This window comes from Exiguobacterium sp. UBA3968, from assembly GCF_002385115.1.
GTDB lineage: Bacteria > Bacillota > Bacilli > Exiguobacteriales > Exiguobacteriaceae > Exiguobacterium_A.
Window position 1 is genome coordinate 1825704 of record NZ_DGCW01000005.1, and the last position, 12108, is coordinate 1837811.

At 48.0% G+C, this 12108-nt stretch carries 13 protein-coding genes; 5 read left to right on the top strand and 8 right to left on the bottom strand.

Features of this window, described 5'->3' with window-relative positions; all coding sequences use genetic code 11:
- Positions 1-28: 28 nt before the first annotated feature.
- A complete protein-coding gene (locus B3S86_RS11215) occupies positions 29-1090 on the bottom strand; it encodes an acyltransferase family protein (RefSeq protein WP_035410164.1) in 1062 nt (353 codons plus the stop codon).
- A 42-nt stretch (positions 1091-1132) separates the two neighbouring features.
- Between B3S86_RS11215 and B3S86_RS11220 the strand changes: the two genes are divergently transcribed.
- The gene (locus tag B3S86_RS11220) at positions 1133-1873 is read left to right on the top strand and encodes an SGNH/GDSL hydrolase family protein (RefSeq protein WP_214852417.1); all 741 of its coding nucleotides are present in this window, start codon (positions 1133-1135) and stop codon (positions 1871-1873) included.
- Positions 1874-2217: 344 nt separating this feature from the next.
- Positions 2218-2685, top strand: coding sequence for a hypothetical protein (locus B3S86_RS11225; RefSeq protein ID WP_035410169.1), 468 nt, complete (start codon positions 2218-2220; stop codon positions 2683-2685).
- Between the two features lie 59 nt (positions 2686-2744).
- Here the strand turns inward: B3S86_RS11225 and B3S86_RS11230 are convergent, their stop codons facing one another.
- On the bottom strand, positions 2745-3341 hold the full coding sequence (locus B3S86_RS11230; protein ID WP_290752535.1) for an alpha/beta hydrolase: 597 nt from the start codon (positions 3339-3341) through the stop codon (positions 2745-2747).
- Positions 3338-4276, bottom strand: coding sequence for a VOC family protein (locus B3S86_RS11235; protein ID WP_290752538.1), 939 nt, complete (start codon positions 4274-4276; stop codon positions 3338-3340). The genes B3S86_RS11230 and B3S86_RS11235 overlap by 4 nt, the downstream gene beginning before the upstream one ends.
- Before the next feature lie 179 nt (positions 4277-4455).
- On the opposite strand from B3S86_RS11235, the gene B3S86_RS11240 reads away from it, so the two are divergent.
- From B3S86_RS11240 to B3S86_RS11250, 3 genes are all read left to right on the top strand, one after another.
- Positions 4456-5349, top strand: coding sequence for an ABC transporter ATP-binding protein (locus B3S86_RS11240; RefSeq protein WP_035410178.1), 894 nt, complete (start codon positions 4456-4458; stop codon positions 5347-5349).
- Positions 5339-6538, top strand: a complete 1200-nt coding sequence (locus B3S86_RS11245) for an ABC transporter permease (RefSeq protein ID WP_290752541.1) — start codon at positions 5339-5341, stop codon at positions 6536-6538. Before B3S86_RS11240 ends, B3S86_RS11245 begins: the two co-directional genes overlap by 11 nt.
- 66 nt (positions 6539-6604) lie before the next feature.
- The gene (locus tag B3S86_RS11250; protein ID WP_035410184.1) at positions 6605-7036 is read left to right on the top strand and encodes a hypothetical protein; all 432 of its coding nucleotides are present in this window, start codon (positions 6605-6607) and stop codon (positions 7034-7036) included.
- 47 nt (positions 7037-7083) lie between these two features.
- Here B3S86_RS11250 and B3S86_RS11255 read toward each other — a convergent pair whose 3' ends face one another.
- From B3S86_RS11255 to B3S86_RS11275, 5 genes are read right to left on the bottom strand one after another with little or no spacing between them, the layout of a single operon-like run.
- Positions 7084-7713: a helix-turn-helix domain-containing protein gene (locus B3S86_RS11255; protein ID WP_035410187.1), complete on the bottom strand. Its 630-nt coding sequence runs from the start codon at positions 7711-7713 to the stop codon at positions 7084-7086.
- Between the two features lie 30 nt (positions 7714-7743).
- Positions 7744-9675, bottom strand: coding sequence for an FtsX-like permease family protein (locus B3S86_RS11260; protein WP_290752548.1), 1932 nt, complete (start codon positions 9673-9675; stop codon positions 7744-7746).
- A complete protein-coding gene (locus B3S86_RS11265) occupies positions 9641-10405 on the bottom strand; it encodes an ABC transporter ATP-binding protein (RefSeq protein ID WP_035410192.1) in 765 nt (254 codons plus the stop codon). The genes B3S86_RS11260 and B3S86_RS11265 overlap by 35 nt, the downstream gene beginning before the upstream one ends.
- Positions 10398-11390: a sensor histidine kinase gene (locus tag B3S86_RS11270; protein ID WP_035410195.1), complete on the bottom strand. Its 993-nt coding sequence runs from the start codon at positions 11388-11390 to the stop codon at positions 10398-10400. The genes B3S86_RS11265 and B3S86_RS11270 overlap by 8 nt, the downstream gene beginning before the upstream one ends.
- Positions 11387-12073: a response regulator transcription factor gene (locus tag B3S86_RS11275; RefSeq protein ID WP_035410198.1), complete on the bottom strand. Its 687-nt coding sequence runs from the start codon at positions 12071-12073 to the stop codon at positions 11387-11389. The genes B3S86_RS11270 and B3S86_RS11275 overlap by 4 nt, the downstream gene beginning before the upstream one ends.
- Positions 12074-12108 lie beyond the last annotated feature (35 nt).

The following is a 12108-nucleotide window of genomic DNA, read 5'->3' on the forward strand; positions in this document are numbered from 1 at the left end:
ATCTATCTAAAGTGTAATGCATTCCGCTTTATTTTGAAAGGTCTTCCCGCTTCTCGACGATCGGACGAATATCGATCTCAATCAAAGGACGGAGGACACGGACGACGAGCGGGTGTATGATGATGCCAACGATTAGTAAGGCGACGCCAATCATGATCAGTAAGGCAAGCCATGCTTGCGGAACGAACGCATCCGTTACGTATTGGCGCCATGCCATGACGAAGAAGACGTGAAGCAAGTAGACATAGAGACTGAGTTCCCCTGCTCGCGTGATGAGCGGCAAACGACGCATTGGAATTAACATCATGAAACCGAGCGAAGCCGCAATCGATAAGAGGTAGATGACGCTATGCTTGAGTACACCAACCCACGCGTCACTATCATATTGTTCGACATATGGGAAACGATGCTTGAACGCATTTGCAAAGTCAACGATCTCTTTCGGCGTATCACGCCATGCTTCGAATAACAGGAAGCCCATGACGGCTGCGAACGTGATACCACCAATCAAACGGACGTTCATCCGCCGCTTGAAATTCTTCGGCATCTCGAAAATCCGGATGAACTCGTGCTCCGATAGATAGTTCCCGAGTAAGAAATACGGATAGAACATGATCAACTTGCGAAGTGCTAAGAAGCCCGTGTTCTCAAGCTCGAACCCATATAACAAAGCGAACGCGAGACCAAACCAGACATATCCTCGCAAGCGGACGACATACGGCGTTACGATATACCAGACGACCATAACGAACAGATACCAAAGTGCCCAATACGGACGTAGTAGATGTGTTCCGATATTTTCCCCGGACAACAGTGGTAGTCCTTCTCCAAGTGTCGCCCAAGAACCAATTAAAATTTGCCAGACACAATAGACGGCAAATAATTGGATGACGCGTAAGTATTTATTTTCGCGGAAGAAATAACCGCTTAAGATAATGAATAATGGCATATGAAACGAGTAAATTAATAGATAGACCGTCTCGAGCAACTTTCCGTCATAATCAAATCGTAAATCCGTCAGCATGTGACCGATGACGACGAAAATGACAAGAAAACCTTTGATATTATCAAACCAAGGATTCCGATTCATGTTACACTACCCCTTATACTCCCTCGAAAGGAACGAATGTTTATGAAAAAGACACTCCTGATTCTATCCATCGTCTTGAACGTCGTTCTCCTTGCATTGTTACTGGGACGTAAACCGCTCGAAACCTTCGGAAGCGTCTTACCTGCAAAGAGTACGACTCCAGTCACGACATTCCAATACGATAAGAACCCGAACTATGTCCGTTTGAATAGTCTATTCCATACTTATCAATACCCAAAATCAGCGAACGCTGTCATGTTAGGTGACTCGATGACGAATTTTGCCGATTGGCGCATCTTGATGGAGGATCCGACAATCATTAATTTCGGGATTCCTGGCGATACGACAGAAGGCTTTTTGACTCGCCTCGACCTGATTCTCGAGATGAAACCAAAACGCGTCTTCTTGATGGGTGGCATCAATGACATCCGTCACTATACGCCGATTCCACAAATTACCGAGAACATGACGACGATCGTGACGACACTTCGAAAAAATAACATCGACGTCGTCCTCCAGTCAACCGTTCCTGTGGCTCCAAAATATTCGGACTCTGTCCGAATCAATCGTGATGTCGAAGCGTTGAACCGAAATTTACAAAATCTCGCTCAATCGCTTAAAATCCCATTCGTCGACTTGAGACCTGTCTTGACGAACAAACAAGGGTATCTTCAGAATCGCTTGACGTATGATGGATTACACCTCGTCGGTGGGGGTTACCTGCGCTGGAGTGATGCCTTAAAACCTTATGCGTTGCAAACAAATATAACAGCAAACAAATAAGCGATGGCGCATTAAAAAAACGGCGCATCCCGGCAATCGGGATGCGCCGTTTTTCGATTCTTAGTCTTCTTGGTTTTTAACACCCATATAAGCTGCAACGCTTGATGCTGAGAAAACAGCAACAGCAACGATTCCGACAGCGATCCAGATAACCTGATCCATCATTTCTTCATATCCTCCTTTATGTAACCGCTCACTTCTACATTTAGCGTACACGAATTTCGTCAAGAAAGAAACACATTTTCCATGTCTAATGACTAGACGATTCGGGAAAAAGTAACTATAGTAGAAGGACAACTATAAATTGTCAGAAAATTCGATTATTTAACAAGGAGGTGTTTCTGATGGCCACTTCATTGCTTACGCCGAAAGTGACGTTACGACATCGAAGTACTCTCAACTTTGGATATTGGCTTGTCATCGGATGCATAGGATGGGTGATGCTTGCCCTCGTCACGAATGTTGGTACCGTTCTTGGTCGTCTTCCCTTATATGAAAGCATTCCCCTCGCGATCCTTGTACTTGGGCTCACAGGTATCGTACTAAAAATGGCGCGTGACGAGTGGTGGATTCATTATCTTGAACGTCAGACCCAGTATTATATCGGACATGAGACCGTGACCAGTTGGTGCACGACGATCGATAGCATGTGGCTGATCCGTAAGACGATGCGTCGTGAACTTCGCCTACTTTACCGGCAGCTCGCTCAGACGAAGGCATCGGAAGAAGTGAAACAGATCCTTGCCCTTCAGCTTGTCGAGCGTGGCGTGCTCATCGTCTACTCCCGTCCAAAAAGTGATCATCCCGCTTGAAGCGAAAAGAGGACTGCCCCATTACCTTCTAGAAGAGAAGCAGATGGGACAGTCCCTTTTTAGTGTTTTAACCAATCGGTTGCTGCTTCGATCGTCGGCATGACAAGTTGGTGTCCGTAGTTCGACCATGTGACATCGACTGATGCACCAGCCTCCTTCAAGAGTGCTGACAACTCTTCTGTTTCCTGAGCGGGACAGATTGGATCATTACTACCGGCGCCGATGAACACACGAACGTTTGATAAGTCCGGTAACGTCACACCGCGACGTGGTACCATCGGATGCAGTAAGATGGCTTGTTTAAATAGCGCTTCTTCAAACAACATGTTCGCTGCGATGTTGGCCCCGTTCGAATAACCGACCGGAATCAGGCGATCGAGTGCGAAGTCACGTTCCGCTGCTTGTTCCTGTAAAAATTGAATCAATCGTGCTGTCCGTAAAGCGAGATCTTCTTCATCGAAGACGCCTTCTGCGAGCCGTTTGAAGAAACGTGGCATCCCGTTTTCCGAGACTTCTCCACGGACAGACAAGTAACCGGCTTCCGGATCAAGCAGCGAGACGAGTCCGACGAGGTCTTGTTCCGTTCCGCCTGTGCCGTGTAAGAGTAAAAAGATCGGTGCATCCATTGTTTTTGGCGCTTGATATAAATGAATCATATGAGTCTCCCCTTCGGTACTGTAATAGGTGTTACGTGATTCGTGATTGCGGTGCGATGCGCTTCAAATTGTTCCGGCAACTTCAAGCCTTCTCCAAGCATCTCGAAGTCTTCATCGATCGCGAACCCTGGATTGTCAGTTGCGATTTCATGGAGGATGCGTCCACGGTCATGGAAATAGATCGACGTAAAGTAATTGCGATCTTTTACTTCAGTCGTCTGCAAACCGAACGCGTTGATCGCCTTCATCCAGTCGAGTTGTTCCTCTTGATCGGTTGCGCGCCAGGCGATGTGGTGAACGGTTCCCGTACCCGGACGACCAACCGGCATCTGACCATGGACGACATCAATGACATCTCCAAACTCCCCTTCCGCAATGTACCGGTCAACGGTCTCCGTCCGTTTACTGAGGGTGAGCCCCAATGTATCGGTCAGTAATTTGGCTGTGTCTGATGGATCTCGCGACAGTAATGTCGCTCCCGCAAATCCTTTGATGGCGACGTCACGCGTGACACCGTCGATTTCATAGCGACTGTCTCGTCCCGCCTTGCGTTCGACGAGCTCGATTTGAAGACCATGTGGATCTTCGAACGCGATCTGTTGCTCTCCGAAACGAACTGTTTCTTCAAACGAGACGTTTTTTTGCGTCAGCCGTGCTTTCCAGAAATCCGATGCACCGACCGGAATCGCATAAGCTGTCGTTCCGACCTGTCCGGCACCGACCTGTCCTCTCGCCATGCCTTTAAATGGGAAGAACGTGATGATCGTTCCGGGTGCACCAGACTCGTTTCCAAAGTAAAAATGGTACGTCCCTGGATCATCGAAGTTGACCGTTTTTTTGACGAACCGTAGTCCGAGAATCGTTCCGTAAAAATCAAGATTTTCTTGAGGATCGCCGACCATTGCTGAGATGTGATGGATACCTTGCGTTTTCATAGAATAGGTCCCTCCTTCAATCGTTACTGTTAACACAATAATAGTAACTAATGAACAAAAAGTAAACTAATTAGACTTGTTTCCATTTTCCCTGGAACCTTTACCCAATTTTGACCGTAGGACACTATGTAACAATGGTACACTTGTCGTGCAACAGACATCTTTATAAGGAGGTACTTATGTTAGAAATCAAACACATCACGAAGCGTTTCGGCGATTTCACTGCCGTTGATGCGTTGACGATCGAAGTGCCACGCGGACAAATCTTTGGTTTGCTTGGTGCAAACGGTGCCGGTAAGACAACGACGTTCCGGATGCTACTCGGTCTACTCCAACCGACCGAAGGTTCGATCACATGGAACGGAGAACGCATTCCGACTTCAAAGATTGGATATCTTCCGGAAGAACGCGGATTGTATCCGAAAGTCCGAGTCGACGAACAACTCTTATTTCTTGCTGAACTCCGCGATATGAAACGGAAGGATGCAAAACGAGCACTGACCGAATGGCTCGAGTATTTCCAAATTCCTCAATATGAAAAAATGCGTGTCGAACAACTCTCAAAAGGAAACCAACAAAAAATCCAGTTGATCTCCGCCGTCCTACATAAACCTGAACTGCTGATTTTAGATGAACCATTTAGCGGACTCGATCCAGTCAATGCGGAACAATTAAAACGTGCCGTTAAAAAATTGACCGTCGATGGAACGACGATCGTCTTCTCGAGTCACCGAATGGATCATGTTGAAGAACTCTGCGAGCATGTTGCGATTCTCGATCATGGTAAGCCCGTCGTCGCTGGTTATCTTCCTGATATCAAGGCGAGCTATGGGAAGACCCGTGTCCTCTTGACGACGGATGCCCCACCACTCCTATGGGATAGCTTACCGGGTGTCCTTCAAGTTGAGTCGGACAATAATGGACATGTCGTCCAAGTTTCTTCAAAAGAAACCGCTGACCAACTTCTCCAACATATCGTCAGTGAAGGACACCATGTTGATCGTTTCGTCTGGGATCAATTATCCTTGCAGGATATCTTCATCGAGGAGGTCGGAAAACGTTATGAACCGTAAATTCCTGACTTTATATCGCTTCAATCTATTACAGAAACTACGTGCCAAAAGCTTTTTGATCTCAACTGTTCTGATGGTCCTGTTTCTCGTCGGCTTCGGCAATATCGAACGGATTCTCGACTGGTTCTCGGGTGACGATCCGAAAGTCGCCCTCGTCAGTGAATTATCGACAGACCTTCGCCCTGCCTTGAAAAAGGCTGGTGTCACCTCAGACATCACACCGAAGGAGTATACGGTCGCAGAAGCACGTAAAGCGGTCGATCGAGGCACGTTTGACATCGTAGCGATTGTCCAAGACTCTTATGACGTGACGCTCGTTAGTGCTAGTCCTGAATCCGAGTTACAGACACAAGTCGCGACGGTCGTCAAACAAGTCCGTGATCAAGCGGTCATCACGGATGCGAAGATTGACCCGAACGTTCTTGCGTCACTCGCTAAACCCGTTCCCGTCAAACAAGAGTTGACGTCGACAGGTGGAAAAAGTGAAGACGAACTCTTTGCTGCCTCCGCGCTCGTCTATGTATTGTTGTTTTTGATGTACTTCACGATCGCGATCTACGGTGGAATGATCGTCACGGAAATCGCGAATGAAAAATCATCACGGGTCATGGAGTTGCTGATCTCTGCAGCGAGTCCGATCCAGCACATGCTCGCGAAGATTCTTGCAATCGCTACCGTCAGTCTCGTACAATTGTCGATTCTCGTCGGTGTCGGCTACTACAGTGCTCAAAGCAGTAGTTTATTCAATCAGTTATCACTCGACTCCTTAAGTGCCCGAACAATCATTTATCTGTTCGTCTTCTTCTTGCTCGGATACTTCCTGTATGCCACGTTACTTGCAGCACTCGGTTCGCTCGTCAGCCGGGTCGAGGATGCGCAGCAAGTGACGTTACCGGTCATCTTGTTAATCGTTGCTGCCTTCATGATTTCGATGTTCAGTCTGAACGCACCAACGAATCAAGCCGTCGTCGTCTTGTCATTCGTTCCGTTCTTTACACCGATGGTCATGTTCTTGCGTGTCATGTTGACCGATGTACCGCTATGGCAAGTTTCGATTTCTCTCATTTTAATGCTGATCAGCATTTCGCTCGCCTTATTTGTCGGAACGAAATTCTACCGTGGTGGTGTTCTGTTCTACGGATCGAATCCGCTTAAACAATTACGCCGGATCTTAAGCGGACGCCGGTAACAGTTTACAAGACGAATCGTTTCCGCTATCGTTAGGTGAGAAAAAGCCTTTAGGAGGAACTACGTTATGCGGTCTCGTTTTTGGGCAGCGATCCTTTTCACAGCTGCTGCCATGGTCTCGTCACTTGTCATGTTCACGAAATTCCCGCAAGCGAGTGCGACATGGGAACTCGTCATTGCCTACGGAGGCATGGCGTTCGTCTCTAGCCTCTTTTGCTGGTCCTTCGTCGCGGTGCGCCGCCAGTCTTCCCGTTTATACGGTAGCTGGGTTGGTGTCTTCATCGCCGGATTGACTGTCTTACTTGTCTGTCTCGCGCGATTCGTCTTGCGTGGTGATGTGATGATGATTTTCAAGTGGCAAGCGATGCTCGGTAGCTTAACTCTCAATTTCGGCTATGTCGGTTGGGTACTCGTCATTGCGAATGCGATCATCGGTTTCATCATCGGTCGGACACGTCAAAAGACGCGTCGTCCACGTCCGATGCCACAACGTCAATAAAAAAGTCGCTGTCTTCTGAACGTCAATCAGAAGATAGCGACTTTTTTTCATTTTCGGTGATAACGAGAGCGGCTTTTCCGGTCGCTATAATCCGCATAATAAGTCGAACTGGACAAAGAAATCCCGTCCGTCATACGATCGAGGTATTCATCCAGTTGCATCATCGATGGTAATTTATCCTCAAATAACTCATACGTCTCTTCAGCTTGATCGCGTTGCAACTCTCCTGCTTCCATGACGGCTTCGACGAGCTCATGAAAGATCCGTTGCTCAGTGGCACTCATCGTCTGCTCGATCCGTTTGACATCCTCATCATACATTAAATCAAATAGACGCATTCGCTCCTCGAGCTGTTCCTCGACCCACGTTCCGTCTTGTCCGAGCGTCTGTTCATAAGCAAGCTTCATCTCTTCGAGCGGTGTGTTCTGTTGCATGATGAACTTTAACGACTCTCCCGTCCAGATATGCCGTGCCAAATAACTGGCATCGATGTTCAAGACGTCCGCTAATGCTTCGATGTAGGGTTTAGTTGGATAGACTTCGCTGAGTTCCGTCCGACGGATGAAATACGGTGCGACACCGAGGCGTTCAGCCAATTGTTCGATCGTAATCCCGGCACGCTCTCGTAAGATACGGATCCGGTCACCGTAACCCCGATATGGTGAATGGTCTAGCATACGATTCCCTCCCTTGTTCCTATGGTATCATCATACCCTTGAATCCGGTGTCGGATACATCGAACTTTTGGATGAATTCCGGAACAGATGGCGTGGGTAGCGTAACCAAATCGGTAAGACACTTAAAAAGTATCCGATCGTGACGATACTGATCCAAAATGCGGCTAAGTTGAGGAATGATCCGACCTGTAGTCCGGCTCGGGTCACGACGACTTGGAACAATAAGAAAGCATGAAAAACCGAGATCAGGTACGGAATGAGTAAGACCGCACCATACTTCATGAGCAAGTAACGGCGGATATTCCCGGAACCGAACCCTAACGCAAACAATGTCTTCATTCGTTTTTGTTCTTGTTCCGCTGTCATCTGCATCCACACATGCAGGAAACTTGCATTGATGACGAACAACCAGATCGTCAGGAGGATGACGACGAACGTGACGAGGCGCACGATCCGGATGCCGTCGATCTCATCCTCCGTCTCATTGATCAACTGATAAGGAACCGACTGTTTTCCATCTAGCTTTGCTGCAGACTGGATGTTGCGGACAATCTTCATCCACTGTTCCCAGTCCTTTGTTCCGTAATCATGATAGGCTGGCGTATCAAAGACGACGATTTGACGGACAGGTTGCTTCAGTGTTTGAAAGACGGCATCACTGACGACGAACATCGTTTCAATCCGGTAGTTGTAACCGAAGACTAAATCATGGGAAGCAGCGGGAAGCAATTCAAAGTCGGCTTTTTCCATCGCCTGTTTCGCTTTTTTCATCGTCGGCGTGTTCTCTTCAAGTTGTACTGGACGTGCCGGTACGAAGAAACTCTGTCGACCGGTCGCTGTCCGCTCCTGAAAATGCAGTTGACGCATCATCTTGTTGTACGCTGAAATCGGCAAGAGCACCCGTGTTCCATCTGCCTTCACTTGAATATCCTGCTGGTAGCGATCCGGGAACGCCTTGGTCATCGTCTGCTTGATATCCTTCAATCGTTTCGTCGGCTGAGCGGACTCTTCATAATAGACGAGACCGAATTGGTTTTGTGACGATAAATCGAGTCCGACCAATTGAAATAAGAAAACGAGACCGACTGCTGTCAGCGCACACGACGTCAAAATCGTTCCAAGAGCAATCAACGTACTATTCGTCCGGAGTTGATTGGCGATTTCCGAGACGATCAGCTTCCGAAGCGACAGACGACGAGGACGGTATAATTGGGTCAACCACGGTAAGACATACCGGCAAATGAAGAACGATCCGATGAAGATGACGAGGGGAAATACGATGTAAAATTCGTACATCCGAATGAATGCGAGCGTATACCCGTAAATCAGAGTCAACAAAGCAATGACTTGTATCAGAATCCAGATCCGTCGTCGAAACGGAGACCGTAATCGAACCGGTCGGTCGGGACGAAAGCGATAGATCGCGAGAACGGTTGCCGTTAGTAAGACGATGAGGGCACCACCAATCAAGGCGAGGATTGCATAAAATGATAACTCGAATTCAATCGGTGGCAAGAACATGACCTTAACGACAGAGAGTAATAACATCTTCGTCAAGACGTTTCCAAGCACTAGTCCTGCCGTAATCGCAAATCCACCGACGATCAAGACCTCAATCAAAAAATATTTTAAGAAATGCGATAGTCCACTGCCGAGTGTTCGCATCGTCCGCAAATCATTCTTACGGTGCTCAAGCATCGTGTATGTCGTCGAATAAATGAACAGGACACTAAAGAGTAAGATGATCAGCTCCGCGGTGAAGACGAAGAAAATCGTCAGCTCGATGACCTGGTTCAATTGACTCAATACCTTGGCGACATTTTGGAACGATCTATTCGTCAACAAGTTCCAATAACTCGTCACGATTGTCATCGCGATAATAATTGTCAAGGCGTAACCGTAGTACAACCGCTGATAGCGGCGGATGTTACGTAGGGCGTATTGCAGATAATTGATGCTCATCCCCTCCTAATAACGATAATGATTCGATGACCCGTTGGAAAAAGATACGTCGTGGCTCATCACGGAATAATTCCGTCTGAATGCTACCGTCTTTGAGAAACAAGACATGATTACAGTACGACGCGACTTGCGGATCATGCGTCACGATGACCATCGTCATCCCGGTCGCATTCAACTCGGCTAGGACGTCCATGACATGTTTCGTCGATTGAAAATCGAGTGCTCCGGTTGGTTCATCCGCGAGTATCAGACGCGGGGTATGGATCAAGGCACGACCGATTGCCGTTCGTTGTCGTTGTCCGCCACTTACCTCATCGACCTGTTTATCGAGCAGATCGTCAATCTGTAGACGACGTGCCAACTCTTCCATCTCTTCCCGCGCAAGCTTCGCCTTTTTCCCCGACAGCATCAACGGAACGAGCATGTTTTCACCGAGTGTCAACGAGTCGAGTAGATTGAATTCCTGAAAGATGATCCCGAGCGTCTCGCGCCGAAAACGTGTCATCTCTTTTCGCTTGAACGTTGCTGTATCGACGCCATCGATCAGAATCGATCCCCAGCTCGGTTCGTCAAGTGTCGCAAGCAAGTTGATCAGTGTCGATTTGCCGCTACCGGACGGTCCCATGACGGCAACCATCTCACCTTCCTCCACCCGAAAGTTCAAATCGGTCAACGGTTGCTCCGTCACCTTTCCGGGATAGACCTTCCCCAATTGTTTGACTTCAATCATGTGCACGACCTCCTACTAATCGAATCCGGCATGTCGTGCCGACACCTTCTTCACTCTCGAGTTCGATCTCGTGCCCGAGCTTCAAGCAAACTTGTTGGACGAAATACAAGCCCATCCCGGTCGATTCCCCGTAGCGGCGCCCATTCTCACCCGTGAAGAACGCATTAAAGACACGCGGCACATCTCGTTTCGGAATTCCGACACCATCGTCTTGAATCGACAAGACGACCTGCCCCTTTGTCACCTCTGCCGTCAGAACGACTTCTCGACCATGCCCCGTTGTATACTTGATCGCGTTCGTCACGAGCTGTAAGACGAGGAAACGAAACCACTTCGCATCCGTATAGACATACACGTCCTCGGCGATGTCGAGTTTCGGGTAGACCTGGTTTTTGACGAACAATCGTTTTTCTTGATTGATGATGCTCGTCACGAGCGGCTTCAATACCAGTCGTTCCGCCTTCAAGTCTGTCTCGATTGCTTCTAAACGTGACGAATAGAGCATCTGATCGAGTCCACTGCGTAACCGATCAACCTCTTGACGTAAATCCGCTTGATAGTGTTCCCCTGGATGTTCGAGGATCAGTTCGATGACAGATAATGGTGTCTTCATCTGATGAATCCATTGATCGACATACCGATGTCGTTCTTTTTCTTTTCGTCGCTCAGCAAACAGGCTATTGCGAAACAATGTCTGTTGCCGCTCTAAAAATTGTTCGACGGCAACGGAAATCGGTTCTTCGCTATCACTACGAATCGGTTCTGCGACTGACTGGACCGGTTGTTGCATCCGTCGTAACAGCGGAAGCATGCTGAAGAAACGATAGCTGAGATAAATCAAGAGACCGATGCTGTTCAAGAGGACGATGTAAAAAAATGCTGCCGGACGATAGAGGTCGTAGAGCCATAAAATAGCGTATAAAATGAGCATCTGTCCGGTAAAGAAGATGGTACCCGGTATCACGTGCCGTAAAAAAAGCTTCATGGCTCAAGAACCAGTTTATAGCCGACACCTCGAACCGTCTCTAGACCAGCAACTCCGATTTCTGCAAGTCGTTTACGGACACGGGTGATATTTACATTCAATGTATTCTCATCGACAAACGCTTCGTCATCCCAAATCCGTTCGAGTAAGTCACCCCGACTAACGATTCGTGGACTTGCCGTCAGCAGCATCTCAAGGATCAGCCCTTCTTTTTTCGACAGCTCGATCGACTGTTCCCCGTACTCGACGATATAACGGTCTAAGTACAGTGTGACACCCTCTTTCGTCACCGTCCGCTCATCCGCCTCGTTCGACAACGTGCCATACGCCCGGCGAATCTGACTTTTAATCTTCGCGATGACGACCGCTCCTTGGAACGGTTTGACGATATAGTCATCAGCACCATATTCGAGTGCCATGACTTGATCCATCTCGCCGACACGTGCCGAGATAAAGAGAATCGGTGCCCGTGTCTTCATCCGTAATTGCCGACACCAATAGAAACCGTCGAACTTCGGTAAATTAACGTCTAATAAAATGACATCAGGATTCGTTTCCTCGTAGGTCGCGATGACATCCCCTCGTCCATCCTCGACGACGACCTTAAAATCATAACGTTCGAGTAGTTCCTTTAATAATGTCGCGATTTTCACATCATCTTCGACTAATAAAATCGTATGCATCGTTCACGTCAACTCCTTCTGTTTCTATCATAACG

What these genes read in the sequence shown, in the direction of transcription:
- B3S86_RS11235 (WP_290752538.1), bottom strand. Translation starts at nt 4,276, where the DNA reads ATGAAAACGCAAGGTATCCATCACATCTCAGCAATGGTCGGCGATCCT.
- B3S86_RS11255 (WP_035410187.1), bottom strand. Translation starts at nt 7,713, where the DNA reads ATGCTAGACCATTCACCATATCGGGGTTACGGTGACCGGATCCGTATC.
- B3S86_RS11275 (WP_035410198.1), bottom strand. Translation starts at nt 12,073, where the DNA reads ATGCATACGATTTTATTAGTCGAAGATGATGTGAAAATCGCGACATTA.
- B3S86_RS11270 (WP_035410195.1), bottom strand. Translation starts at nt 11,390, where the DNA reads ATGAAGCTTTTTTTACGGCACGTGATACCGGGTACCATCTTCTTTACC.
- B3S86_RS11265 (WP_035410192.1), bottom strand. Translation starts at nt 10,405, where the DNA reads ATGATTGAAGTCAAACAATTGGGGAAGGTCTATCCCGGAAAGGTGACG.
- B3S86_RS11260 (WP_290752548.1), bottom strand. Translation starts at nt 9,675, where the DNA reads ATGAGCATCAATTATCTGCAATACGCCCTACGTAACATCCGCCGCTAT.
- B3S86_RS11230 (WP_290752535.1), bottom strand. Translation starts at nt 3,341, where the DNA reads ATGATTCATTTATATCAAGCGCCAAAAACAATGGATGCACCGATCTTT.
- B3S86_RS11250 (WP_035410184.1), top strand. Translation starts at nt 6,605, where the DNA reads ATGCGGTCTCGTTTTTGGGCAGCGATCCTTTTCACAGCTGCTGCCATG.
- B3S86_RS11225 (WP_035410169.1), top strand. Translation starts at nt 2,218, where the DNA reads ATGGCCACTTCATTGCTTACGCCGAAAGTGACGTTACGACATCGAAGT.
- B3S86_RS11215 (WP_035410164.1), bottom strand. Translation starts at nt 1,090, where the DNA reads ATGAATCGGAATCCTTGGTTTGATAATATCAAAGGTTTTCTTGTCATT.
- B3S86_RS11220 (WP_214852417.1), top strand. Translation starts at nt 1,133, where the DNA reads ATGAAAAAGACACTCCTGATTCTATCCATCGTCTTGAACGTCGTTCTC.
- B3S86_RS11240 (WP_035410178.1), top strand. Translation starts at nt 4,456, where the DNA reads ATGTTAGAAATCAAACACATCACGAAGCGTTTCGGCGATTTCACTGCC.
- B3S86_RS11245 (WP_290752541.1), top strand. Translation starts at nt 5,339, where the DNA reads ATGAACCGTAAATTCCTGACTTTATATCGCTTCAATCTATTACAGAAA.